The organism is Mycobacterium aquaticum (assembly GCF_002086485.1).
Classification (GTDB): domain Bacteria; phylum Actinomycetota; class Actinomycetes; order Mycobacteriales; family Mycobacteriaceae; genus Mycobacterium; species Mycobacterium aquaticum.
In genome coordinates this window covers 52,320-74,488 of sequence record NZ_MVHF01000030.1, presented here as the reverse complement: position 1 = coordinate 74,488, position 22,169 = coordinate 52,320, and the positions used below count along the sequence as shown (strand labels likewise).

26 protein-coding genes are annotated in these 22,169 nt (G+C 67.3%); 12 read left to right on the top strand and 14 right to left on the bottom strand.

The annotated features are described in order from the left end of the window. Positions 1 to 168: 168 nt before the first annotated feature. From BST13_RS25120 to catC, 4 genes are all read left to right on the top strand, one after another. Positions 169 to 1,071 (top strand): LysR substrate-binding domain-containing protein, encoded by a 903-nt coding sequence (locus tag BST13_RS25120; RefSeq protein ID WP_083166725.1) that lies wholly within the window; start codon positions 169 to 171, stop codon positions 1,069 to 1,071. Beyond that, positions 1,068 to 2,171: a mandelate racemase/muconate lactonizing enzyme family protein gene (locus BST13_RS25115; protein WP_083166724.1), complete on the top strand. Its 1,104-nt coding sequence runs from the start codon at positions 1,068 to 1,070 to the stop codon at positions 2,169 to 2,171. The genes BST13_RS25120 and BST13_RS25115 overlap by 4 nt, the downstream gene beginning before the upstream one ends. A gap of 67 nt (positions 2,172 to 2,238) precedes the next feature. Next, positions 2,239 to 3,093: a catechol 1,2-dioxygenase gene (catA, locus tag BST13_RS25110; protein WP_083166722.1), complete on the top strand. Its 855-nt coding sequence runs from the start codon at positions 2,239 to 2,241 to the stop codon at positions 3,091 to 3,093. Beyond that, on the top strand, positions 3,093 to 3,371 hold the full coding sequence (gene catC / locus BST13_RS25105; RefSeq protein WP_083166721.1) for a muconolactone Delta-isomerase: 279 nt from the start codon (positions 3,093 to 3,095) through the stop codon (positions 3,369 to 3,371). Before catA ends, catC begins: the two co-directional genes overlap by 1 nt. On the opposite strand, the gene ybaK is transcribed toward catC, so the two are convergent. Next, positions 3,368 to 3,853, bottom strand: a complete 486-nt coding sequence (ybaK, locus tag BST13_RS25100) for a Cys-tRNA(Pro) deacylase (protein WP_083166719.1) — start codon at positions 3,851 to 3,853, stop codon at positions 3,368 to 3,370. The genes catC and ybaK overlap by 4 nt on opposite strands. Before the next feature lie 226 nt (positions 3,854 to 4,079). On the opposite strand from ybaK, the gene BST13_RS25095 reads away from it, so the two are divergent. Together BST13_RS25095 and rsrA are read left to right on the top strand one after the other, a co-directional pair. Continuing rightward, the gene (locus BST13_RS25095; protein ID WP_095533704.1) at positions 4,080 to 4,718 is read left to right on the top strand and encodes a sigma-70 family RNA polymerase sigma factor; all 639 of its coding nucleotides are present in this window, start codon (positions 4,080 to 4,082) and stop codon (positions 4,716 to 4,718) included. After that, the gene (gene rsrA, locus BST13_RS25090) at positions 4,715 to 5,017 is read left to right on the top strand and encodes a mycothiol system anti-sigma-R factor (protein WP_083166716.1); all 303 of its coding nucleotides are present in this window, start codon (positions 4,715 to 4,717) and stop codon (positions 5,015 to 5,017) included. Before BST13_RS25095 ends, rsrA begins: the two co-directional genes overlap by 4 nt. A gap of 81 nt (positions 5,018 to 5,098) precedes the next feature. Here the strand turns inward: rsrA and BST13_RS40445 are convergent, their stop codons facing one another. After that, the gene (locus BST13_RS40445) at positions 5,099 to 5,191 is read right to left on the bottom strand and encodes a 50S ribosomal protein bL37 (RefSeq protein ID WP_087078850.1); all 93 of its coding nucleotides are present in this window, start codon (positions 5,189 to 5,191) and stop codon (positions 5,099 to 5,101) included. Positions 5,192 to 5,319: 128 nt separating this feature from the next. Here BST13_RS40445 and BST13_RS25085 point away from each other — a divergent pair, with 128 nt between their 5' ends. Continuing rightward, positions 5,320 to 5,535, top strand: a complete 216-nt coding sequence (locus BST13_RS25085) for a biotin/lipoyl-binding carrier protein (protein WP_029373615.1) — start codon at positions 5,320 to 5,322, stop codon at positions 5,533 to 5,535. A gap of 42 nt (positions 5,536 to 5,577) precedes the next feature. Then, positions 5,578 to 7,074, top strand: coding sequence for a sensor histidine kinase (locus BST13_RS25080; protein WP_083166715.1), 1,497 nt, complete (start codon positions 5,578 to 5,580; stop codon positions 7,072 to 7,074). A gap of 147 nt (positions 7,075 to 7,221) precedes the next feature. Here the strand turns inward: BST13_RS25080 and whiB1 are convergent, their stop codons facing one another. The 10 genes from whiB1 to BST13_RS25030 form a co-directional block, all read right to left on the bottom strand. Further along, positions 7,222 to 7,476 (bottom strand): transcriptional regulator WhiB1, encoded by a 255-nt coding sequence (gene whiB1 / locus BST13_RS25075; protein ID WP_029373613.1) that lies wholly within the window; start codon positions 7,474 to 7,476, stop codon positions 7,222 to 7,224. A gap of 257 nt (positions 7,477 to 7,733) precedes the next feature. Next, positions 7,734 to 8,696: a diacylglycerol/lipid kinase family protein gene (locus tag BST13_RS25070; RefSeq protein ID WP_083166713.1), complete on the bottom strand. Its 963-nt coding sequence runs from the start codon at positions 8,694 to 8,696 to the stop codon at positions 7,734 to 7,736. 23 nt (positions 8,697 to 8,719) lie between these two features. Further along, entirely contained in the window at positions 8,720 to 9,226 is a 507-nt protein-coding gene (locus BST13_RS25065) for a M15 family metallopeptidase (RefSeq protein WP_083166712.1), read from the bottom strand. Positions 9,227 to 9,245: 19 nt separating this feature from the next. Next, positions 9,246 to 9,620, bottom strand: a complete 375-nt coding sequence (gene pcaC, locus BST13_RS25060; protein WP_083166710.1) for a 4-carboxymuconolactone decarboxylase — start codon at positions 9,618 to 9,620, stop codon at positions 9,246 to 9,248. Further along, positions 9,617 to 10,813, bottom strand: coding sequence for a lyase family protein (locus BST13_RS25055; protein WP_083166709.1), 1,197 nt, complete (start codon positions 10,811 to 10,813; stop codon positions 9,617 to 9,619). Before BST13_RS25055 ends, pcaC begins: the two co-directional genes overlap by 4 nt. Further along, positions 10,810 to 11,379, bottom strand: a complete 570-nt coding sequence (pcaG, locus tag BST13_RS25050; RefSeq protein WP_083166707.1) for a protocatechuate 3,4-dioxygenase subunit alpha — start codon at positions 11,377 to 11,379, stop codon at positions 10,810 to 10,812. The genes BST13_RS25055 and pcaG overlap by 4 nt, the downstream gene beginning before the upstream one ends. Beyond that, complete coding sequence (gene pcaH / locus BST13_RS25045; RefSeq protein WP_083166706.1) at positions 11,379 to 12,158, bottom strand: protocatechuate 3,4-dioxygenase subunit beta; 780 nt, start codon at positions 12,156 to 12,158, stop codon at positions 11,379 to 11,381. Before pcaH ends, pcaG begins: the two co-directional genes overlap by 1 nt. A gap of 17 nt (positions 12,159 to 12,175) precedes the next feature. Further along, positions 12,176 to 13,513 (bottom strand): MFS transporter, encoded by a 1,338-nt coding sequence (locus tag BST13_RS25040; protein WP_083166704.1) that lies wholly within the window; start codon positions 13,511 to 13,513, stop codon positions 12,176 to 12,178. 41 nt (positions 13,514 to 13,554) lie between these two features. Continuing rightward, a complete protein-coding gene (locus BST13_RS25035; RefSeq protein ID WP_083166703.1) occupies positions 13,555 to 14,415 on the bottom strand; it encodes a shikimate dehydrogenase in 861 nt (286 codons plus the stop codon). Positions 14,416 to 14,521: 106 nt separating this feature from the next. Then, positions 14,522 to 15,166, bottom strand: a complete 645-nt coding sequence (locus tag BST13_RS25030; RefSeq protein WP_083166702.1) for a TetR/AcrR family transcriptional regulator — start codon at positions 15,164 to 15,166, stop codon at positions 14,522 to 14,524. Between the two features lie 81 nt (positions 15,167 to 15,247). On the opposite strand from BST13_RS25030, the gene BST13_RS25025 reads away from it, so the two are divergent. From BST13_RS25025 to BST13_RS25015, 3 genes are read left to right on the top strand one after another with little or no spacing between them, the layout of a single operon-like run. Next, on the top strand, positions 15,248 to 17,032 hold the full coding sequence (locus tag BST13_RS25025; RefSeq protein ID WP_083166701.1) for a sugar phosphate isomerase/epimerase and 4-hydroxyphenylpyruvate domain-containing protein: 1,785 nt from the start codon (positions 15,248 to 15,250) through the stop codon (positions 17,030 to 17,032). Then, positions 17,029 to 17,469, top strand: coding sequence for a type II 3-dehydroquinate dehydratase (gene aroQ, locus BST13_RS25020; protein WP_083166700.1), 441 nt, complete (start codon positions 17,029 to 17,031; stop codon positions 17,467 to 17,469). Before BST13_RS25025 ends, aroQ begins: the two co-directional genes overlap by 4 nt. Then, positions 17,466 to 17,855 (top strand): hypothetical protein, encoded by a 390-nt coding sequence (locus BST13_RS25015; protein WP_083166699.1) that lies wholly within the window; start codon positions 17,466 to 17,468, stop codon positions 17,853 to 17,855. The genes aroQ and BST13_RS25015 overlap by 4 nt, the downstream gene beginning before the upstream one ends. A 5-nt stretch (positions 17,856 to 17,860) precedes the next feature. Here BST13_RS25015 and BST13_RS25010 read toward each other — a convergent pair whose 3' ends face one another. Then, positions 17,861 to 18,691 (bottom strand): helix-turn-helix transcriptional regulator, encoded by an 831-nt coding sequence (locus BST13_RS25010; protein WP_083166698.1) that lies wholly within the window; start codon positions 18,689 to 18,691, stop codon positions 17,861 to 17,863. Between the two features lie 83 nt (positions 18,692 to 18,774). Here BST13_RS25010 and ilvD point away from each other — a divergent pair, with 83 nt between their 5' ends. Next, complete coding sequence (gene ilvD, locus BST13_RS25005; protein ID WP_083166760.1) at positions 18,775 to 20,685, top strand: dihydroxy-acid dehydratase; 1,911 nt, start codon at positions 18,775 to 18,777, stop codon at positions 20,683 to 20,685. Here ilvD and BST13_RS25000 read toward each other — a convergent pair. After that, a complete protein-coding gene (locus BST13_RS25000) occupies positions 20,669 to 22,165 on the bottom strand; it encodes an aldehyde dehydrogenase family protein (RefSeq protein ID WP_083166697.1) in 1,497 nt (498 codons plus the stop codon). The genes ilvD and BST13_RS25000 overlap by 17 nt on opposite strands. Between the last annotated feature and the right edge of the window lie 4 nt (positions 22,166 to 22,169).

Sequence of the window (22,169 nt, the reverse complement as noted above, 5' to 3'; positions counted from 1 at the left end):
GTGGTGCCCGTCACACCAGGCCTATTGCTAGTCCTGGCCCAGGGCTTTATTGATCGATGAGAGTGATTAATGGAGCGAAACTGTGTCCTTGTTATGTATGGATCGCGCTCCTAGCCTGGATTCAGTGTCCCTGGTCACATGACGAGGCGGCGAAACCCAGGAGGTGACATGGAGCTTCGGCACCTGCGCTACTTCGCAGCCGTCGCCGAGACGTGCCACTTCGGGCAGGCCGCGGAGCAGCTGCACGTCGCGCAACCCGCGCTGTCCTATGCGATCCGGCAGCTGGAAGCCGAACTCGACGTGACCCTGTTCAACCGCACCACCCGCCAGGTCGTGCTGACCGCGGCGGGGGAGTTCCTGCAGACCGAGGCCGCCCGCATCCTCGGCGGGGTCGACGACGCGGTGCGCGGAGTGCGGCGCATCGCGGCCGGGCGCAGCGGGCTGATCCGGCTCGGGTTGACGGGGACAGCGGCATTTTCGCATCTGCCGCGCATCGCCCGGGTGGTCAAGCGCGAGTTGCCCGATGTCGCCCTGGAGATCCGGGCCGACATGCTCACCCCCGACCAGTGCGATGCGCTGCGGGCGGGAGCGCTCGACCTCGGCGTGCTGCGTCCCCCTGCCGTCGGTGCGGACGTGGAGCTGCGCACCATCGAGGTCGAACCGCTCATCCTCGCGGTGTCGGTGGACCACCGGCTCGCGGTCGAGCCCGTCGTCTCCATGTCGGACCTGCGCGACGAGCCGTTCGTCGTCTACGGCAGCCGGGACTCGGCCGTCAACGCGGCCGTGCTGCGCAGCTGCCGCGAGGCCGGCTACGCACCGCACCAGGAGCACCGGGCCCCGGGTACCGCTGTTCTGCTCGCGTTGGTCGCCGCGGGGCTCGGCGTCGCAGTGGTGCCGCAGTCGGTGCGGGCGCTGCCGCTCGACGGGCTCGTGTTCCGTGACTTGCTCGACGCCCAGGACGTGGAGCTGTCGCTGGCCTGGCGCACCGGCGAGGACAACCCGCTGCTGCAAGCCGTGCTCGACCTGCTCACCACCGCTCTTCTCACCGATTCCGTTGGGGGACAAAGATGAAGATCACCCGGATCGAGGCCATCCCGTTCACTGTGCCGTATCGCAAACCGCTGCGTTTCGCCTCCGGAGAGGTGCACGCCGCCGAGCATGTGCTCGTGCGGGTGCACACCGACGACGGCATCGTCGGCGTTGCCGAGGCGCCGCCGCGGCCCTTCACCTACGGCGAGACCCAGCGTGGCATCATCGCGGTGATCGACGGGATCTTCGCCGCTGAGCTCGTCGGCCTGGCCCTGACCGAGCGGGAAGTCGCCGCGGCCCGGATGGCCCGCACCGTCGGCAACCCGACCGCCAAGGCCGCCGTCGACATGGCGATGTGGGACGCACTCGGGCGCACCCTCGGCCTTCCCGTCACCGATCTGCTCGGCGGCTTCACCGACCGCATGCGGGTCAGCCACATGCTCGGCTTCGACGAGCCGTCCCGCATGGTCGCCGAGGCCGAGCGGATGCGCGACCAGTACGGCATCACCACCTTCAAGGTGAAGGTCGGCCGCAGGCCGGTCTCGTTGGACACCGCCGTCGTGCGGGCGCTGCGGGAACGTTTCGGTGACACCGTCGAGCTCTACGTCGACGGCAACCGCGGCTGGTCGGCCGCCGAATCGCTGCGCGCCATGAAGGAGATGGCCGACCTCGGTCTGCTGTTCGCCGAGGAGCTGTGCCCGGCCGACGACGTGATCGGCAGACGCTGGCTCGTCGGGCAGCTCGACGTGCCGTTCATCGCCGACGAATCGGTGCCGACCCCGGCCGACGTGACCCGTGAGGTGCTCGCCGGCTCGGCGACCGCGATCAGCATCAAGACCGCACGTACGGGCTTCACCGGCTCGGCGCGGGTGCTGCACCTCGCCGAGGGACTCGGTGTGGAGGTGGTGATGGGCAACCAGATCGACGGTCAGATCGGCACCGCGTGTGCCGTGGCCTTCGGCGCCGCGTTCCCGCTCACCACCCGCTACGCCGGCGAACTGTCGAACTTCCTCGACATGAACGACGACCTGCTGACCCAGCCGTTGCAGATCAGCGACGGGTACCTGCACCGCCCACCCGGCGCCGGCCTCGGCATCGACATCGACCCCGACAAGCTCGCCGCCTACCGCACCGACCTGTGAGCCGTCTTACGCGCTCGCGGTCCGGCTGAAACTCCACAAAACGCGCCAATCAGATGAGGAATTGACCATGACCACCACCGAGAAGGCCTCGGCCGCCGCGTCCGGAGCATCGGCCACCGAGCGGTTCCACACCGACAAGTCACCGTTCGAGGCAGTGCGCGACGTCCCGGCGGAGCGGGTCGACATGCTGGCCCGAGAAGTCCTCGACGCCGTGCACGCGACCATCCGACGTCACCGGGTCAGCTACGACGAGTACAACGCATTGAAGGCGTGGCTCATCGGCGTCGGCCAGGACGGGGAGTGGCCGCTGTTCCTCGACGTCTGGGTCGAGCACGTCATCGAGGACGTGGCGACGTCGCACCGGCACGGCAACAAGGGCAGCATCGAGGGCCCGTACTACGTTCCCGACGCACCGGAACTCGGTGCCGACGCGACGTTGCCGATGCGCGACGGCGAAGCGGGGACACCGCTGGTGTGGGAGGGGCAGATCACCTCGACCGACGGAAAACCGTTGGCGGGCAAGGTCGAACTGTGGCATGCCGATTCCGACGGGTTCTACTCGCAGTTCGCCCCGGGCATCCCGCAGTGGAATCTGCGCGGCAGCATCTCCACCGGCGCCGACGGCCGCTTCCGGATCACCACCATCCGGCCCGCGCCCTACCAGATCCCGACCGACGGCTCGTGCGGCAAGCTCATCGCGGCGGCAGGCTGGCATGCCTGGCGGCCGGCCCATCTGCACGTCAAGGTGTCCGCGCCCGGACACGAAATGCTCACCGCGCAGCTGTATTTCCCCGGCGACCCGCACAACGGCGACGACATCGCCGACGCGGTCAAGCCCGAGCTCATGCTGGATCCGGTCGCGCAGCCGGACGGCAGCGTGAAGGTGCAGTACGGGTTCGTGCTCGACCCGGTGCGTGCCTGATGCTGTTTCACGTCCGCATGGACGTCCACATTCCCCACGACATGGATCCCGACCTGGTCGCGCAGACCGTTGCGCGCGAGAAGGCCTACTCGCAGCAGTTGCAGCGGTCGGGCAAGTGGCCGCATATCTGGCGGATCGTCGGGGAGTACTCGAACTTCTCGATCTTCGACGTCGAGTCCAACGACGAGCTGCACACGCTGATCTCGGGTCTACCGCTGTTCCCCTACATGGACATCCACGTGACGCCGCTGGCGCATCACCCGTCGGACATCAACTAAGCGGTGATCTCCGCGGTCACCGCGTCGGTGGCGCGGATCAGATCGGCCGGTGCCAGCGCCACATCCCAGCCGCGCTTGCCTGCACTGCACAACACCCGCTCGAAATGCAACGCCGAGGCGTCCACGACGGTCGGCAGAGGCTTGCGCTGACCCAGGGGCGAAATTCCGCCGAGCACATATCCCGACGAACGCTGTGCCGCGGCCGGGTCGGCCATCTCGGCCTTCGACACCCCCAGGGCGGCGGCCGCCGCCTTCAGCGACAGCTTGGCCGGCACCGGAACCACAGCCACCGCCAGGCCTTTGGGCAGGGCGATGACGAGGGTTTTGAACACCTGCTCGGCGATGATGCCTGCCGCCGCGAGCTCGGCGACGGCTTCCGCGCCGAACGATTCATTGCGCGGGTCGTGGTGGTATTGCACCACTTCATGGTCGATACCGGCTGCGACGAGAGCCGCGATGGCCGGGGTCGCTGCGCGTGCCACCGGGCCAGGTTAGCCCGAAAATCACCCGAAACCGCCCGGGAACACACTGCGCCCTGTGTGCTGTTGTTGCATGCAGCTTCGGTGACAGGGTGCTCGCCGGAGCTACCTGTCGGTAGCACGCTCTAGGATCGGAAGGGGAATTTTGGTGCCAACCGTGTGCCTTGAACGTTCGATTGATTTCGGGCAGTTCGGCGGCGCCGCGACAGAAGGGACGGTGTTCCGCACCATGACTGACGTCGACGAGCGGGCTATGTCCGAGCCGCAGGAAACCGATGCGGAGCTCACCGCACGGTTCGAGCGGGATGCCATCCCGCTGCTGGACCAGCTGTACGGCGGTGCGCTGCGCATGACGCGCAACCCGGCCGACGCCGAGGACCTGCTGCAGGAAACCATGGTCAAGGCCTATGCCGGCTTCCGGTCGTTCCGCGAGGGCACCAACCTCAAGGCGTGGCTGTATCGCATCCTGACCAACACCTACATCAACAGCTACCGCAAGAAACAGCGGCAGCCGTCGGAGTATCCGACGGACGAGATCACCGACTGGCAGCTGGCGTCCAACGCCGAGCATTCCTCGACCGGCCTGCGCTCAGCGGAGGTCGAGGCACTCGAGGCGCTGCCCGACACGGAGATCAAGGCTGCGTTGCAGGCACTGCCCGAGGAGTTCAGGATGGCGGTGTACTACGCCGACGTCGAGGGATTCCCCTACAAGGAGATCGCCGAGATTATGGATACGCCGATCGGGACCGTGATGTCCCGGCTACACCGCGGTCGCAAGCAACTGCGCGATCTGCTGGCCGATGTGGCCCGCGATCGCGGCTTCATCCGAGGTGAGCAGGTTGGCGCACCGGAGGGAGTGTCGTCATGAGCGACTTCGACGAAAATGAGCGCTGGACGCCTCCCATCGGTCCCGTCGACCCCGAACATCCCGAATGCGCGGCGGTGATCGCCGAGGTATGGACGCTGCTGGACGGCGAGTGCACGCCCGAAAGCCGGGACAAGCTCAAGCACCATCTCGAAGAATGCCCGGCCTGCCTTCGCCACTACGGCGTCGAGGAGCGGGTGAAGCGGCTGATCGCCAGCAGGTGCAGCGGCGAGAAAGCGCCTGACAGCCTGCGGGAGCGGCTGCGCATCGAGATCAGCCGCACCACGATCATCCGGGGCTGAGGCGATGAAAGGCCTGGACAAGGCCGTTTAATGCATGAAGGCCGGGCGTATGGCCCGGCCTTCAGATCGCGGTTGACGCGGTCAGCGCACTGACTTCGAACCGGCGTTGGGACGCTTGCCGTGGTTCGCCTGTGAATGCTTACGATCGCGCTTCTTGCGGCCACGCTTGGCCATGATGTTCCTCCAGATGTTCGAGAGCTTGCTCCCCAGTGTCTCACGGCCCGGCTACAGCACCGTCCACCCGGTCTTGTGGTTCGATATAGCCCGGATACAGACAGCAGCCAGAGTGAGTGGGGTGAAGAATGGCCGAGGACGTTCGCGCTGAGATCGTGGCCAGTGTGCTCGAGGTCGTGGTCCACGAGGGCGACCAGATCGGTGAGGGTGACACTCTGGTGCTGCTCGAGTCGATGAAGATGGAAATCCCCGTCCTTGCCGAGGTCGCGGGCACCGTGACGAAGGTGAACGTGGCCGAGGGCGACGTGATCCAAGCCGGCGATCTGATCGCGGTGATCGACTGACGCTCAGGGTGTGAATGCTCCTCGCCTGCATGAAGTTGGCTGATGTCCACTCTCGGTGACCTGCTGGCCGAGCACACCATCCTGCCCGGAAGCGCGGTCGACCACCTGCATGCGGTGGTGGGTGAGTGGCAGCTGCTGGCAGACCTCTCGTTCGCCGACTACCTGATGTGGGTGCGCCGCGACGACGGCGTCCTCGTGTGCGTCGCGCAGGTGCGGCCCAACACGGCGCCGACGGTACTGCTCGCCGACTCGGTCGGGACCCTCGCCGCTGCCGACGACCTTCCCGTGGTGACCACGGCCTTCGAATCCGGTGCGATCGCTGCGGGCACCGACGGGCAGCAGCACCTTCAGGATGTGCCAGGGCTGAATGTAGAGGCGGTCCCGGTACGGCACCGTGACCAGGTCGTCGCAGTGCTGACCCATCAGACCGCGCTGGCCGCCCGGCGGCTCGCAAGCCCGCTGGAGGGCGCCTACCTGAACTGTGCGGGGGACTTGCTGCACATGCTGGCCGAGGGCACCTTCCCCAACGTGGGTGATCTGGCCATGTCGCGGTCCAGCCCCCGAGCGGGCGACGGATTCATCCGGCTCGACGAAGTCGGTGACGTCGTCTACGCCAGCCCCAACGCCATCTCGGCGTATCACCGGATGGGTCTGGCCTCCGAACTCGACGGGCACAACCTCGTCGCCACCACCCGTCCGCTGATTTCCGATCCGTTCGAGGCCCAGGAACTGGCCAACCATGTGCGGGATTCGCTCGCAGGCGGCTCCAGCATGCGCATGGAGGTCGACGCGGGCGGCGCGGCGGTGCTGCTGCGCACCCTGCCGTTGGTGGTGCACGGGTCGGCTGTGGGGGCCGCTGTGCTCATCCGCGATGTCACCGAGGTCAAGCGCCGCGACCGCGCGCTGCTGAGCAAGGACGCCACCATCCGGGAGATCCACCACCGGGTGAAGAACAACCTGCAGACCGTCGCTGCGCTGCTGAGGTTGCAGGCGCGGCGCACCAACAACGTCGAAGCACGTGAGGCGCTGATCGAATCGGTGCGTCGGGTGACGTCGATCGCGCTGGTGCACGACGCGCTGTCGATGTCGGTCGACGAGGAGGTCAACCTCGACGAGGTGGTGGACCGGATCCTGCCGATCATGAACGACGTGGCGTCGGTGGACACTCCGATCCGGATCAACCGCGTGGGAGATCTGGGTGTGCTGGACGCCGACCGGGCCACCGCGCTGGTCATGGTGATCACCGAACTGGTCCAGAACGCCATCGAGCACGCCTTCGACGTCAAGGCGCCGCACGGTTGTGTGACCATCCGCTCGGAGCGATCGGCCCGCTGGCTCGACGTGGTGGTCCACGACGACGGCCGCGGCCTGCCTGCGGGGTTCAGCCTGGAGAAGTCCGACCGGCTCGGGCTGCAGATCGTGCGGACGCTGGTCTCGGCGGAGCTCGACGGATCACTGGGGATGCACGATGCGCCCGACGGCGGTACCGACGTGGTGCTGCGGGTGCCGATCGGCCGACGCACCCGGGGTATTCAGTAAGGACGTCGGCTACGCCGAATGCACAGTTTCGCTGCGATTCGCAATGTGATTGTCGTAACGCAATTTGCTATCGAATTCGTCAAAAAAGAGTTACGGCCCCGACGAATTTCGTCGAGGCCGTAGCAACCTGTTGGCACAGGCGGGGGGTTACACGCTGGTGCGCGCCTTGGTGCGGGCGTTGCGACGCTTCAGCGCGCGACGCTCGTCCTCGCTCATGCCACCCCAGACGCCGGCGTCCTGGCCGGATTCCAATGCCCAGCTGAGGCACTCGGTGGTCACCGGGCAACGGTTGCACACGAGCTTCGCGTCAGCGATCTGCGCGAGCGCCGGTCCGCTGTTTCCGACCGGGAAGAACAGCTCGGGATCCTCGTCGCGACAGACAGCCTTGTGGCGCCAATCCATTGGTCTAACTCCTTGTCAGATATGTATGTGTGCGCAGCGAAGCGCACGAGCTTTTTCTTCGGCTGTTAACGCGTGCATACGAAATGTTTCTGCACTGTTGCATCCGATGCTTTCACAGGCTGAACAGATGTCAATACTCGCGAGTTAACAAGTGCGCAATGTCACTTGCCCGACCTGTTACCAGAACCCTTACTCGGTTGTACTAGGCTCAACTCACCTGCGCCTTAAAACGACGGTAGCGGGTCGGTTATCGCAGGTCAAGAGGTTTTCGCGAGTGGCGCGACAACGCCGAGGGCCTCCGGGACAGCTGTGAACGTCATAGTTTCGCGCAGTCCGGCGAAATCACCGTCGATCTGGCATGCAACCGGCGTGTCGCTCGTCACTGTCACGCTCGTCACGTCGTCGTCACGGATCAGGTGCTTGCCGGCGATGCGTGGCTTGCGAGAGACCATCTGCCGCACGAGCTTCAGATTGGCCCACACATTCATGCTGGTCGTCGCGAACACGCCCAGCCCGGTCTCGAACGTGGTGTCGGGGTTGGTCCACACCGGCCTGCTGTTGGCGTAGGTCCACGGGCTGGAGTTGGACACGAACACGAAGTGCACGCCCGCGACGGGCTCAGCGCCGGGCAGCTGGAGAGTCAGCGTCGGTTCCCTGCGGGCACTGGCCAGCACTTCGCGTACCGCCACGCGGATGTAGCGGGATGCGGTGACCTTGCGGCCTTTGGCCCGCTGAGCCTCCACCGCGGCGACCACGGCCCCGTCGACACCCATCCCTGCGGTGAACACCGCCCAGCGTTCACCGCAGTCCATCAGCCCGATCCGGCGCCACTTGCCGCCCCGCCGGTAATCGCTGAGCAGGTCGACGAGCTGATTGGTGGCTTCGATCGGGTCCGGGCTGATGCCGAGCGCCCGGGCGAAGACGTTGGCCGAGCCGCCAGGAACCACCGCTACCGCCGGCGCCGCGTCGGCGTCGGGCCGACCGCCGGAATGCCCCAGAATGCCGTTGACCACCTCGTTCACCGTGCCGTCACCGCCGTGGACGATGAGGACGTCGACGCCGTCGCGGGTGGCATCGCGAGCGATCTCGATGGCATGGCCGCGGTGGTCGGTGTGGACGACGGTCAGCTTCACCCGGCTTTCCAGGGCGTGGGCCAGAAGGTCACGCCCGGCAGGAGTGGTCGACGTCGCGTTCGGATTGACGATCAGCACGGCGCGCACGGGGCATGAGCCTATAGGTGTTGTCAGCCCGCCGCGTCGGGCAGCAACGGGGGACACGCGCCGAACGGGTCGGCGGCCAGCTCGAAATGCCACAGCTCGTTGGCATAGATACGGCACAGGCCGAACCGCGCGCCGTTGGCGATGAGCCATTGATCGGCGCCTGGGCCGCCCACGTCGACTGCCTGGCCCGTGACGTGCTTGGACTGCTCGGGCGTCTGCACATACTGACGTGCGGCCGCCATGCTCCCGTAGGTCTGTACCGCCTGGTCCAGCAACCGTTGTTGGAACTCGGGCGAACGCCATCCCGAGTTGATCGTCATGGTGACGCCGTCCGCCGCAGCGGCCGTGGTGGCGTGCTGGATGGCGGCCAGCAGCTGGGGATCCAACCGCCCGATGGCGGGATCCTGCGTGTCGAACGCGGTCAGCACCTGGCCGTCGGCCAGCGCGCCCTCGCTGTCGGCAGCCGCCGTCGGCGCCAGCGTCAACGCGGCGGCGGCAGTTGCAGCCCCGACGGTCATGGCGATGCGCATGCGGCTCACCCTACGTCGGTCAGATCTCGCCGTCCTCGGCGAGCACACGGCTCGCGATCCGGAATGCGGTGTTGGCGTCGGGGACGCTGCAATAGATCGCGGTCTGCAGCAGCAGCTCTTTGATCTCTTCCACGGTGACACCGTTGCGCCGCGCGGCACGGACGTGCATGGCCAGTTCGTCGTGGTGGGCGCGGGCGACCATGGCGGTGAGCGTGATCAGCGACCGGCTGCGCCGGTCCAGGCCCGGACGGGTCCAGATCTCGCCCCAGGCGTAGCGGGTGATCAGATCCTGGAAGTCGGCTGTGAACTCCGTGGTGGCTGCGGTGGCGTGGTCGACGTGCGCGTCGCCGAGCACCTCGCGGCGCACCGCCATGCCGTCGTCGTAGGTGCTCATGACGTCTCCTTCAGATACTGGCGTGCCCGACGTACCGCGATGTCGATGAGTGCCTCGGTGGCACCCAGGTAGTCCGCCGCGGGCGGCTTCTCGGCCAACGTGCTCATGGTCTGCTGTTCGTCGTAAATACCTTGTGCCGCAGCTTGATTGGCAGCAGCGCGTGGTGAGTTGACCTGCAGCCCGGTCAGCAGGTCGGTGGCCTGTGAACCGGCCACCACGGTGCGACGGGCCAGCGTGGCCACGGTGGCCCATTCGGCATGCCAGCCCCCGTCGGCGCGTTCGTCGACGCTGGCGGCCGACGCCGCGTGCAACGTGGCGCCCAAGGGTGGCGCGGTGAGGGCGGCGCGGCGCAACAGCACCGTCAGCACAGGATTGTTCTTGTGCGGCATGGTCGACGACCCGCCTCCGGAGCTTTCGGCCAGCTCGCCGGTGCGGACCCCGGCGGCGACGTCGTTGGCGATATGCCCCCAGGCGTCGCAGCACCCGACCAGAGCGTCACCGGCCCGGGTGATGGGTGACCGCGTGGTGTGCCAGGGCGCCGCAGGCGCCAAACCCAGTGCGGCCGCCCACTGTTCGACGAGCTGCAGCGCTGTCTGTGCTGATCCGGTGAGCTCGGTGGTCGCGGCCAAGGTGCCCGCCGCACCGCCTGCCGAAACCGCAGGCGCAGGTACGGAATCGAGCGTGTCACCCGTATCGAGGACGGCGGTGAGCCAGATCGCGAACTTGCGACCCGCGGTGCCGGGCAAGGCCGGCTGGGTCAGGGTATGGGTGAGCATCGGTGCGGCACGGTGCGTTTCGATCAGCTCCACCAGGCAGCGCGCCTGCGAGACGAGGTCTCGGCGCACCGCCGCCAAGGCGTCGCGCAGACACAGCATCAGGGCGGTATCGAGCACATCCTGGCTGGTCAGTCCGCGGTGCAGCCACCGCGCTGCCTCGACGCCTGCCCGTGATCGCAACAGGCCGACCAGACCGGTGACGGGATTGCCGTCACGTTCGGCGCCTGCGGCGATCGCGTCCAGGTCCGTCCGACCGACCAGCGTGCCGAGCTCGGTGGTCGCCGTCCGCGGTGCCAGGCCCACTGCGACGAGGGTTGCCAGCCAGGAATTTTCGGCCGCCACCAGCGCGCCGAGGAACGCCGCCTCGCTCATCACGGGGCCGGCTCGGTGGTCGCCGGGCCAGAACAGGTCGCTCACTGACCCGGATACCGCAGGAAGACCGTCTCGTCGCGACCCTGCAGCCGGATGTCGAAGCGCAGGCCCTGCGCGTCGCGCTCGGCGATCAACGTCTGCCTGCGGTCCGCGGGCAGACCGGCCAGCAGTGGTTCGGTGGCACAGCCCGGCCCGGGCACGTAAGCGCGGGTGAACAGGCGGTTGAGCAAGCCGCGCCCGAACACGGTGACGGCGATGAACGGGGCACGGCCTGGATCGGTGGCGCCGGGTTCGACTGTGCTGAAACCGAAGTGGCCTTCGTCGTCGGTGGCGACCCGGCCGAACCCGGTGAACGTCCAGCCGTCGCGGCGAAGCGAACCCGCGGTGCGTGCAACGTTGCCCTCGGCGTCGGTCTGCCAGATCTCCAGCATCACGTCGGGCACCGGTCTGCCGTCACCGTCGGTGACCGTGCCGTGGAATCGGATGGCACCCGGGATACCCGGCGGGACGAGCTCGTTGCCGCGTTCGAACGGCAGCGCGTAACCGTAGAAGGGGCCGATGGTCTGGCCCGGGGTGGCCGTCAGCAGGGCTTCCTGTGGCGTGGCGCCCATCAGTGGTCCTCCTCGAAATGCGTGCGCTGCGAACCGGTCAGGACGATGTCCCAGCGGTAGCCGGTGCACCACTCGTGCGTGGTGACGTCGTGGTCGTAGGTGGCGACGAGCCGGTCGCGGGCCTTGGCGTCGGTGATCGACTGATAGATCGGGTCCAGCGCGAACAACGGGTCGCCGGGGAAGTACATCTGGGTGATCATCCGCTGCGTGAAATCAGTACCGAACAGCGAGAAGTGAATGTGCGCGGGCCGCCATGCATTGTGGTGATTTTTCCACGGGTATGGGCCCGGTTTGATCGTGGTGAACCGGTACGTGCCGTCGTTGTCGGTGAGGCAGCGACCGACGCCGGTGAAGTTGGGGTCCACAGGCGCCCGATGCTGATCGCGCTTGTGGATGTAGCGGCCTGCCGCGTTGGCCTGCCAGATCTCGACGAGTTGGCGGCGCACCGGCCGGCCAGCGCCGTCGACGATGCGTCCGGTGACGACGATGCGCTCGCCGATCGGGTCACCGTGGTGTGCGATGGTCAAATCGGATTCCAGCGGGTGCACGTCGCGGGCGCCGAACACCGGAGCGTGCAGCTCGAGGGTCTCGGGATCAGCGTGGTGCAAGTCCTTGGTGGGGTGACGAAGCAGGCTGCTGCGGTACGGTGCGTAGTCCAACCGCGGCTGGGTTTCCTCGATGCCGGACTGCAGGTAACTGGTTTCGATGGCGGCCATCTCGGCGTTGATCTCGGCCTGGCTCGCCGAGGCGCTGTCGGGATTGGTGTCGGTGATCTTCATGACGGGCTCTTTCGAACTCACTGCGCGACAGTCTTGTCGGCGGTCTCGCGGGTACCCAGCAGTGCTGTGGGCACCCCTCGGGTCTCGCGGGCGGTCAACGCGGAGCCTGCGGCGATCAAGCAGACCACGGCGGTGAAGATGCTGATCACCACCCAGCCGCCGTCCCGGACGCCACCGAGCGCGGTGACGATCGACGGCGCGAAACCTGCGACCAGGAAACCTAATTGGGTGCCGATCGCCACGCCGGAGAAGCGCACCTGGGTGGAGAACATCTCGCCGTAGAACGACGGCCAGACGGCGTTGGCCGCGGCGTAGCCGAAGGAGAAGGTCGCGACCGCAAGCGCGAAGATGAGCACCTGGTTTCCGCCGCTCATGGACAACATGTAGAAGGGCATCATCACCGCCGAAGACAGTGCGCCGTAGACGAACACCGGTTTGCGCCCGATCCGGTCGGCCAGCTTGCCGAACAGGGGCTGGGTTCCCAGCGCGACGACATTGGCCGCCACCACAAGCCACAGGGTGATGTCGGCGGGCAGGCCCACCTCCTTGCCGTAGGCGATGGCCAGGTTGCCGAACACTGTCGAAACCGCGGCGATGAACGCGCAGAAGATGACGCGCAGCACGTCGGCCCAGTGGTTGCGCAGCAACGGGATCAGCGGCATCCGGGCGATGGTGCCCGCGGCCTTCGCCTCGGTGAATTGCGGTGTTTCGTGCAGGCGACGGCGGATGAAGTACGCGACGACGACCACCACGGCGCTCATCCAGAATGGCACCCGCCAGCCCCAGCTGTACTTGTCCTCGTCGGGCAGGGAGACGAACGGGATGAGGATCAGCGACGCCAGGATGAGCCCGCCCTGGGTTCCGGTCAGGGTCCACGACGTGTAATAGGCGCGCTGGTCATCGGGGGAGTGCTCGAGGGTCAATGAGCTGGCTCCCGCTTGCTCGCCGGCTGCCGAAAACCCTTGCATCAGACGGCAGATCACCAAGAGTGCCGGCGCGGCCCAGCCGATGGTGGCGAAGGTCGGCAGGCAGCCGATCAGGAAGGTCGACACACCCATCAGTACGAGGGTGAACATCAGGACCCGCTGGCGGCCGACCCGGTCGCCGAAATGCCCCAGGACGAATGCGCCGATAGGGCGGGCGATGTAGGCGAATCCGAAGGTGGCGAACGACATGACCAATGCCGCCTTGTCGCCGGACGGAAAGAACACGTGCGGGAAGATCAGCGCTGCTGCCGAGCCGAACAGGAAGAAGTCGTAGTACTCGACGGCGCTGCCCATGAAGCTGGCCAGCGCGGCGCGCCGGGGGGTCCGCCCGGTCGAGGCGTCCGGAGGGTGCGGGGCAGTAGTGGTCATGGTGTACTCCTCAAAGTCGAATTGTGCTGGGCTGAGCCGGTTTACGAGACGAGATCGCGGAAATGGGCGGACATTCTGGCGGCGTCGGGGGCGACGCCGGTGATCAGGGCGAACGCGTCGACGGCCTGGTAGACCGCCATGTGCCCGCCGTCGAGGGTCCGGCAACCGGCGGCGCGCGCGGCCTGGAGCAGGGCGGTGTCCAGCGGGCGGTACACGATGTCGGCGACCCACATGTCGGGGTGCAGCAGAGCGGTGTCGAAGGCCACGCCGGGGTGCTCGGCCATGCCGGTCGGGGTGGCGTGCACGAGGCCGTCCGTGTTGGGCAGCAGGACCGAGAGCTTGTCGAACGACGAAGCCTCGACGCGCGCGTCCGGGTGACGGTCAGTGAGTTCGTGGGCGAGTGTCGAGGCCCGGTCGACGTCGAGATCGACGATGCTCAGGTGGGCGGTGCCCAGGCGTAAGAGGGCGTCGGCGACCGCGGTGCCCGCGCCGCCTGCGCCCACCAGGACCACCGATCCGGTGGCGGCGCCGGGCAGCCCTTCGGCGAAACCGTGTGCGAAACCGGTGGTGTCGGTGTTGTAGCCGACAGCCCGGCCGTCGCGGAACACCACGGTGTTGACCGCGCCGAGGGTGCGGGCGCTGGCGTCGATGTCGTCGAGGTGACCGACGACGAGCTGCTTGCAGGGGTGGGTGATGTTGAGGCCGTCGTAGCCGAGCCTGCGGGCCCACGTGAGCATCTCGCCGACCTGCTCGGGGGACAGCCCGAGAACGTTGAGGTCCAAGGTGCGGTAGACGTATTCGAGCCCCTGCGCTCGGCCTTCGGCCATGTGCAGCGCAGGAGTCAGCGAGGGGCCGACGCCGGTGCCGATGAGGCCCGCCAAGTAGGGCGGCCGCTGTGTCATGCTCTCTCGCTTCCTAATGTACTAACTGGTTCGTACGGAAAGTAGAGCACTGTGATGCCGATCGCGTCAAGGGCGCGGTGTGAGGTGGATCTCTGGTTGGGGCGGTTCAGGCTTGGCTGGTGAGCCAGCCGACCACCACGTCGCCGAGCATGCGACGCAGGTGGGCCCGACGTGACGTCTCGGTGAGGTCGGTGCCGAACAGGTAGCCGAAGGTGTAGCGATTGGCCACCTGGAATACGCAGTAGGAGCTGATCACCAGGTGTACGTCGAGGGCGTCGACGTCCTCGCGGAACATGCCGGCGGCGCGGCCGTCGCGCAGGATCTCGTCGAGTAGAGAGGTGGCGGGGGCGGACAGTTCGGGTAGCTCACGAAGCTGCCGAATGAACTCGCCGCGGTGGATGTTCTCGATCGACACCAGGCGGATGAAGGCGTCGTGGGCGATGTGGTGGTCGAACGTCACCTCGGCCAGCCGGCGGATCGCGACGACCGGATTGTCGTGATCGACCCGCAGCTTCTGTTCCGCTTCGCGGATCCCGCGGTAGGCGTTCTCCAGAACGGCCAGGTAGAGCTGCTCTTTGCCGCCGAAGTAGTAGTAGATCATCCGCTTGGTGGTGCGGGTGCGCTCGGCGATCTCGTCGACGCGGGCGCCCGAATAGCCCGACTCGGCGAACACCTCGGTGGCCACCTCGAGCAGCTCCGCGCGCGTGCGTTCGGCATCGCGTTGCAGCTCGGCTTTGGGCTTGGCGGCCATGACCGGTGAGCTTACTGGGCGGCCGGTCATCTCCCGTCGTCCTCTTCCGCTCTAATGAACTAATTGGTACATTACGACGCCATGAGGATGTCGATCGCCACCGTCTCGCTGTCCGGCTCGCTGGTCGAGAAGCTGCACGCCTGCGCCGCCGCGGGTTTCGACGGCGTCGAGATCTTCGAACCCGATCTGATCGCCAGCGATCACTCGCCCGAGGAAATCCGTCACCTGGCCCGCAGGCTGGGTTTGAGCCTGGACCTCTACCAGCCGCTGCGTGACCTCGAAGGCGTCGACGAGGCGACGTTCATCGACAACCTGCGACGTGCCGCCGCGACGTTTGCCACCGCGCAGCGGCTCGGCATCGACACCGTTCTGGTGTGCAGCAACGTGGCGACCGCCACCGTCGACTCCGACGAGGTCTCGGCGGACCAGTTGCGCCGCATCGGCGACGTCGCGGCTCACTACGGCATCCGCATCGCGTTCGAGGCGCTGGCGTGGGGTCGGTTCGTCGACGACTACCGGCGCGCGTGGCGCATCGTCGAACTCGCCGACCATCCGAATGTCGGTGTGTGCCTGGACAGTTTCCATGTGCTCTCCCGCGGCCACGACCCGGCGGCCATCGAGGGGATCGACGGGGAGAAGATCTTCTACCTGCAATTGGCCGACGCCCCCGCACTCTCCATGGACGTCTTGTCGTGGAGCCGGCATCACCGGCTGTTCCCCGGCGAGGGGGCCTTCGACCTGCCCACCTTCGTCCGGCACACCCTGGCTGCCGGCTACTCCGGGCCGCTGTCGTTGGAGGTCTTCAACGACACGTTCCGGCAGACCGACCCGGGCCACACCGCTGTCCACGCGCTGCGGTCGCTGCTGTGGCTGGCCGACCACGTGACGCACGGGCTGACCGAGGCCAAGCCGCCCACGGGTTTCGACTTCGTCGAGATCAAGGCCGAGGACACCAGTGAGGTCGAGGTGATGCTGGGCCAGCTCGGTTTCACCCCGCGGGGACGGCACCGCCGCAAGCCGGTATCGCTGTGGTCGGCGGGGGAGGCGCGCGTCGTGCTCAACGAGCAGCAGGCCCGCGATCAGGTGCCGCACGTCGCTGCGGTCGGACTGCAGGTGCCCGACGCCGACGCAACCACCGCCCGGGCTGCCGAACTGATGGCGCCGATCGCGTACCGGCGCACCTACGCCACCGAACAACCGCTGGGTGCTGCCGTGGCCCCCGACGGCACCGCGTTCTTCTGGACCTCCTGCGACACCGCGGAGCCCGCCTGGGCGGCCGAGTTCGACGGGGGCGTCGACCAGGTGACGACGCCGGTACGGGCGATCGACCACGTCAATCTGTCTCAGCCGTGGCAGACCGCCGAAGACGCCGTCCTGTTTCTCACCAGTGTGTTCGGCCTGTCCGCCGACGCCCCCGCGGAGGTTCCCGGCCCGAGTGGATTGGTCCGCAGCCAGGTCATGCGCAATGCCGACTGCTCGGTGCGGTTGCCGCTCAATGTCGCCCCACACATCCTCGACGGGGCCGACCTGCCTCAGCACGTCGCATTCGCCTGCACCGATGTCGTCGCTCTGGCCCGCGCGGCGGCCGCCAACGGGCTGACCTTCCTGCGGGTGCCGGACAACTACTACGACTATTTGTCGGGGCGGTTCGGCCTCGACGACTCTGTGGTCGCCGAACTGCGCGAGCTGAACCTGCTCTACGACCGCGCCGGCGCGGGCAGTTTCATCCACTTCTACACGCGGACGGTCGGCACGGTGTTCTTCGAGTTCGTGCAGCGGGTCGATGGTTATGACGGGTACGGCACCGACAATGCGCCGGTGCGCCTTGCCGCGCAGCGCGGTGGCGTCGGTACCGTACTCAGGTGACCGCTCGCCGACTGCTCCTGCTCAACGGCCCCAACCTCAACCTGCTGGGCACCCGCCAACCCGAGGTGTACGGCGCCACCACCCTGCCCGAGATCGAGGCATCGGTGACTGCGCTGGCCGCCGAACTCGGCTTCGAGGTACGCGCCGTGCAGAGCAACCACGAAGGCGTGTTGATCGACGCCATCCACGCGGCCCGGGCCGACTGCGCGGGCATCATCATCAACCCCGGCGCCTACAGCCACACGTCGGTGGCCATCCCCGACGCCCTCACCTCGGTCGAATTGCCGGTCGCCGAAGTGCATTTGAGCAACATCCACCGCCGCGAACCGTTCCGGCACCACTCCTACGTGTCGGCCGTCGCCGAGATGGTCATCGCCGGGGCGGGCCCGGTGGGATACGAGTACGCGGTCCGTTACCTGGCCGGCAAGCTGCCATGACACCACCGCCTGTGCAGCCGCCCATCGTCCGCTACGCGGGCTACCTCGTCGCCGCGGAAGGCGTGCTCGGACTCGTCGCCGCCGTGGTCCTCGTCGTGCGCGGGCTGGCGGGCGCCGATCAGCACATCGTCAGTGGATACGGCACGGCGCTCTGGTTCGTCCTGGTCGGCGGCGGTGTGCTGGCCGGGGGCTGGGCGTTGATCACCGGTCGCCGGTGGGGCCGCGGCATCGGCGTGTTCGCCAACCTGCTGCTGCTCGGCGTCGCCTGGTATGTGTTCACCTCACATCAGGTGGGGTACGGCATCGCCGTCGGGGTGTTGGCACTCGTCACGTTGGGCATGCTGCTCAGCCCGTCGGCCGTGCACTGGTCGTCGGGTCGGCAGTAGGCCACCTACGTCGTCGCGCCCTCGTCGACGAGTCGGTCGAGCTGTGCGGCCGCGGTGTCGGTGGCCGGGGTGTAGACGACGATGTTGAGGTCCGGCTGGTCGGCAGGGGTGAGGCGGTGGTACTCCAGTTCGATCTCGCCGGTCACCGCGTGATCGAAACGCCGGATCCGGGTCTGAAAGCCCTCGATGGTGTGATCGTCCCAAATGCGGTCGAACTCTCGGCTTTTCGCGCGCAGCCGGTCGAGTAACCCGACGACGGCGGCTTCGTCGAGCCGCGCGCCGTTCTGCATCCGGAACTCGGAGACGAAGCGTCGGCTCTCCACCTCCCAGTCGGGCATCAGCAACTTGATCGACGGGTCGGTGAACACCAGCGACAACAGATTCCGATCCTCGTCCGACACCGTGCCCACCCGCGGATACAGCGCCGCGTAGGCGCGATTCCATGCCGTGATCTCCCAATCCGGGTCCAGAGCGAAGGCGGGGGACCGGCCGAACGCCTCCAGGAGTCGGTGCACATGATCGGGTGGCTCACCCGGCGATGCCGTACCGCCCGGCGAAAACCCGGCCAGCGACAGCAGATACGCCTGATCGGCGGGTGAGAGCGCGAGGGTTTCCCCGATGGCGTCGAGCACCTGCCGTGACGGGTTGATGTCGCGGCCCTGCTCCAGCCAGGTGTACCAGGTGACGCTGATCGATGACAGGAACGCCACTTCCTCACGGCGTAAGCCGTTGTCGCGGCCGCGGATCGGTGGTAGACCGTGCTGGGAGCGAGCCACCGCCTCGCGTCGCATCCGCAGGAACCCACCGAGTTCTGCGCGGGCGGCCTGGTTGGGCATCGTTCAATGTTAAGACTGGTAGTGGCAGTACTAGAGCCAGGACCGTCTTCGCCTGTCGCCCATGGTCCACAACCATGGGCACCATGCCCGAATTGAGATCCAGGACCATCACCCACGGCCGCAACATGGCGGGAGCGCGCGCCTTGCTCCGCGCCGCAGGCGTGTCCGCCAACGACTTCGGCAAGCCGATCGTGGCCGTGGCCAACAGTTTCACCGAGTTCGTGCCCGGCCACACCCATCTGCAGCCCGTCGGGCGCATCGTGTGCGATGCGATCGGCGCGGCCGGCGGAATTGCCCGCGAGTTCAACACGATCGCCGTCGACGACGGTATCGCGATGGGCCACGGCGGAATGCTCTACTCGCTGCCCTCACGTGACCTGATCGCCGATTCGATCGAATACATGGTCAACGCGCACCGCGCCGATGCGCTCGTGTGTATCTCCAACTGCGACAAGATCACCCCCGGCATGTTGATGGCGGCGCTGCGGCTCGACATCCCCACCGTGTTCGTCTCGGGCGGTCCCATGGAGGGCGGCACGGCCACGCTCGTCGACGGAACGGTGCGCAGTGGTCTGAACCTGATCTCGGCGATGGCCGACGCGGTGGCTCCCGAGATCTCCGACGCCGACATGGAGCGCGTCGAGTCCGCGGCGTGCCCGACCTGCGGTTCGTGCTCGGGCATGTTCACCGCGAACTCGATGAACTGCCTCACCGAGGCGATCGGCCTCGCCTTGCCGGGAAACGGGACGATATTGGCGACCCACACGGCCCGGCGCCGACTCTACGAACACGCAGGCACGACGGTGATCGACCTGGCGAGACGCTACTACGACGAGGACGACGAACGGGTGCTACCGCGCAACATCGCCTCTGCCGCAGCGTTTTCCAATGCCATGGTGGTCGACATCGCCATGGGTGGGTCGACCAACACGATCCTGCACCTGCTGGCAGCCGCACTCGAGGCCGAGGTTGACTTCGACCTCGCCGACATCGAGGCCCTCTCGACGCGAATTCCGTGTATCTGCAAGGTCGCACCCAACGGCAGGTATCTGATGGAGGATGTGCACCGCGCCGGTGGCATCCCCGCGGTGATGGGTGAGCTGCGGCGCGCGGGTCTGCTCGACACCGAAGTGCATGCGATACACGCCGATTCACTCGCCGCGTGGCTAGATGAATGGGATCCGAGGTGTTCGACGGTCTCGGCCGAGGCTGTCGATCTGTTCTACGCCGCGCCCGGTGGGGTGCGTTCGAGTTCGGCATCCTCCCAGTCGCGCCGTTGGGAGAGCCTCGACCTGGATGCGGAGGCGGGCTGTATCCGCGATGTCGCCCATGCGTATTCCGCGGACGGCGGCCTGGCGATCCTGCGGGGGAACCTCGCCGAGGACGGATGCGTGGTCAAGACCGCCGGTGTCGATGACTCGATCCTGCGGTTCAGCGGGCCCGCGGTGGTCGTCGAATCCCAGGAGGAGGCGCAGGACGTCATACTCACCGGCCGGGTGCGGCCCGGGGACGTGCTGGTGATCCGGTACGAGGGGCCGCGTGGTGGCCCGGGGATGCAGGAAATGCTCTACCCCACGTCGTATCTCAAGGGTGTCGGGCTTGCCAAGGTGTGTGCGCTGATCACAGACGGACGGTTCTCCGGCGGATCGTCGGGACTGTCGATCGGGCACATCTCCCCGGAGGCCGCGGCCGGTGGCGTCATCGCGCTGGTGCAGGACGGGGACCGCATCGACATCGACATCCCGGCCCGCCGCATCGAATTGCAGGTCGACGCGGCTGAACTCGACAATCGCCGACGCCGACTGGAGCAGGGCGGTGGGTATTGGCCCACGCGCCGGGACCGCGAGGTGTCACCGGCGCTGCGGGCCTACGCCGCGATGGCCCTCTCGGCGGACCAGGGCGCGGTGCGGGACGTGTCGTTGATCGAGGCCGCGAGCCGGGCCGGGGCTCCGGCCCGGCTCGCAGCGACGGGAGCGCCTACAACGCAATGTTGACGGCTTTGGTCTGGGTGTAGAGGTCGAGCGCCGATGCACCCAGTTCCCGGCCCCATCCGGATTGCTTGTATCCACCGAACGGCATCGCGGTGTCGAAGCCGTTGTACTGATTGATCCACACCGAGCCGGCCTGCAGTTGCCTGGCCAGCCGATGAGCCCGCGAGATGTCACGCGTCCAGATGCCGGCAGCCAGCCCGTAGATCGAGTCGTTGGCCGCGGCGGCGATGTCGTCGTCGGCCCGGAACGGCATGGCGGCCACCACCGGCCCGAAGATCTCCTCGGCGACCACGCTGAATTCCGGTTGTACGTCGACAAATACGGTCGGCTCGACAAAGAACCCCGCGTCGCCCCATCGCTTTCCACCGCACAGGGCACGTGCCCCGTCCGCCAGTCCTGCGGCCAGATAGCCCGTGACCTTGTCGAACTGGCTCTGTGAGATCAGCGGTCCGAGTTGCGTTGCGGGATCGAGGCCGTGGCCGATCGTGACGCGTGCCGCGGCGTCGGCCACCGCTGCGGTGAACTCGTCGAATATCTGGTCCTCGACGAACAATCGCGTCCCGGCGACGCAACACTGACCGTGGTTGAACAGCCACGCGTTGAGTGAACCGGTCACCGCGGCGTCGAGATCGGCGTCGGCGAACACGATGTTGGGGCTCTTGCCACCCAGCTCCAGCGACACCTTCTTGAGGTTGCCACCGGCGGCGGCCAGCACCCGTTTGCCGACCTCGGTCGAGCCCGTGAACGCGATCTTGTCCACACCGTCGTGCGCCGCCAGCGCGGCACCGGCGTCGCCGAACCCCGTCACCACGTTCACCACGCCGGGCGGGAAACCGGCTTCGACGAACAGCTCGCCCAACAGAAGTGCCGAAAGTGGGGTTTGCTCGGCGGGTTTGAGCACGACGGTGTTGCCTGCCGCCAGAGCCGGTGCCAGCTTCCACGCCGCCATCAGGATCGGGAAGTTCCAGGGCACGATCAGGCCGCAGACGCCAACGGGCTCACGCAGCGTGTAGGCGTGGAACTGCCCACCCGGAACGAAGGGCATGGAGACGTCGACCGTCCTGCCCTCGATCTTGGTGCACCAGCCGGCGTAGTAGCGGAAGACATCGGCGGCCCAGGCCACGTCGACCGCCGTGGCCACCGTCGCGGATTTTCCGTTGTCGAGCGCCTCCAGCTGCCCGATCTGTTCGGCGCGTTCGGAGAGCAGATCACCGACCCGCCACAGGAGACGCTCGCGTTCATTGGGTTTCAGGTTGGGCCACGCCCCGGCGTCGAAGGCGCGGCGGGCAGATCGCACGGCCAGGTCGATGTCCTGCGCGTCTGCGCGGGCGACGTCGGCGAGCCACCGCCCGGTACCGGGGTCTTCGGTCGAGAAGGTCTGGCCGGAGCCGGAGTTGACCCAGGCGCCGTCGATCAACAGGCGCTTCGGACCGTCGAGGAAACGCGCGACCGCGGGCAGAACGGCATGGCCGGCGATGGTCATGGAA

Excerpts from the sequence above, each read along its gene's own strand:
- BST13_RS25120 (WP_083166725.1), top strand. The coding sequence starts at position 169 with ATGGAGCTTCGGCACCTGCGCTACTTCGCAGCCGTCGCCGAGACGTGC.
- BST13_RS25115 (WP_083166724.1), top strand. The coding sequence starts at position 1,068 with ATGAAGATCACCCGGATCGAGGCCATCCCGTTCACTGTGCCGTATCGC.
- catA (WP_083166722.1), top strand. The coding sequence starts at position 2,239 with ATGACCACCACCGAGAAGGCCTCGGCCGCCGCGTCCGGAGCATCGGCC.
- catC (WP_083166721.1), top strand. The coding sequence starts at position 3,093 with ATGCTGTTTCACGTCCGCATGGACGTCCACATTCCCCACGACATGGAT.
- BST13_RS25095 (WP_095533704.1), top strand. The coding sequence starts at position 4,080 with ATGACTGACGTCGACGAGCGGGCTATGTCCGAGCCGCAGGAAACCGAT.
- rsrA (WP_083166716.1), top strand. The coding sequence starts at position 4,715 with ATGAGCGACTTCGACGAAAATGAGCGCTGGACGCCTCCCATCGGTCCC.
- BST13_RS40445 (WP_087078850.1), bottom strand. The coding sequence starts at position 5,191 with ATGGCCAAGCGTGGCCGCAAGAAGCGCGATCGTAAGCATTCACAGGCG.
- BST13_RS25085 (WP_029373615.1), top strand. The coding sequence starts at position 5,320 with ATGGCCGAGGACGTTCGCGCTGAGATCGTGGCCAGTGTGCTCGAGGTC.
- BST13_RS25080 (WP_083166715.1), top strand. The coding sequence starts at position 5,578 with ATGTCCACTCTCGGTGACCTGCTGGCCGAGCACACCATCCTGCCCGGA.
- whiB1 (WP_029373613.1), bottom strand. The coding sequence starts at position 7,476 with ATGGATTGGCGCCACAAGGCTGTCTGTCGCGACGAGGATCCCGAGCTG.
- BST13_RS25065 (WP_083166712.1), bottom strand. The coding sequence starts at position 9,226 with ATGCGCATCGCCATGACCGTCGGGGCTGCAACTGCCGCCGCCGCGTTG.
- pcaC (WP_083166710.1), bottom strand. The coding sequence starts at position 9,620 with ATGAGCACCTACGACGACGGCATGGCGGTGCGCCGCGAGGTGCTCGGC.
- pcaG (WP_083166707.1), bottom strand. The coding sequence starts at position 11,379 with ATGGGCGCCACGCCACAGGAAGCCCTGCTGACGGCCACCCCGGGCCAG.
- pcaH (WP_083166706.1), bottom strand. The coding sequence starts at position 12,158 with ATGAAGATCACCGACACCAATCCCGACAGCGCCTCGGCGAGCCAGGCC.
- BST13_RS25040 (WP_083166704.1), bottom strand. The coding sequence starts at position 13,513 with ATGACCACTACTGCCCCGCACCCTCCGGACGCCTCGACCGGGCGGACC.
- BST13_RS25035 (WP_083166703.1), bottom strand. The coding sequence starts at position 14,415 with ATGACACAGCGGCCGCCCTACTTGGCGGGCCTCATCGGCACCGGCGTC.
- BST13_RS25030 (WP_083166702.1), bottom strand. The coding sequence starts at position 15,166 with ATGGCCGCCAAGCCCAAAGCCGAGCTGCAACGCGATGCCGAACGCACG.
- BST13_RS25025 (WP_083166701.1), top strand. The coding sequence starts at position 15,248 with ATGAGGATGTCGATCGCCACCGTCTCGCTGTCCGGCTCGCTGGTCGAG.
- BST13_RS25015 (WP_083166699.1), top strand. The coding sequence starts at position 17,466 with ATGACACCACCGCCTGTGCAGCCGCCCATCGTCCGCTACGCGGGCTAC.
- BST13_RS25010 (WP_083166698.1), bottom strand. The coding sequence starts at position 18,691 with ATGCCCAACCAGGCCGCCCGCGCAGAACTCGGTGGGTTCCTGCGGATG.
- ilvD (WP_083166760.1), top strand. The coding sequence starts at position 18,775 with ATGCCCGAATTGAGATCCAGGACCATCACCCACGGCCGCAACATGGCG.
- BST13_RS25000 (WP_083166697.1), bottom strand. The coding sequence starts at position 22,165 with ATGACCATCGCCGGCCATGCCGTTCTGCCCGCGGTCGCGCGTTTCCTC.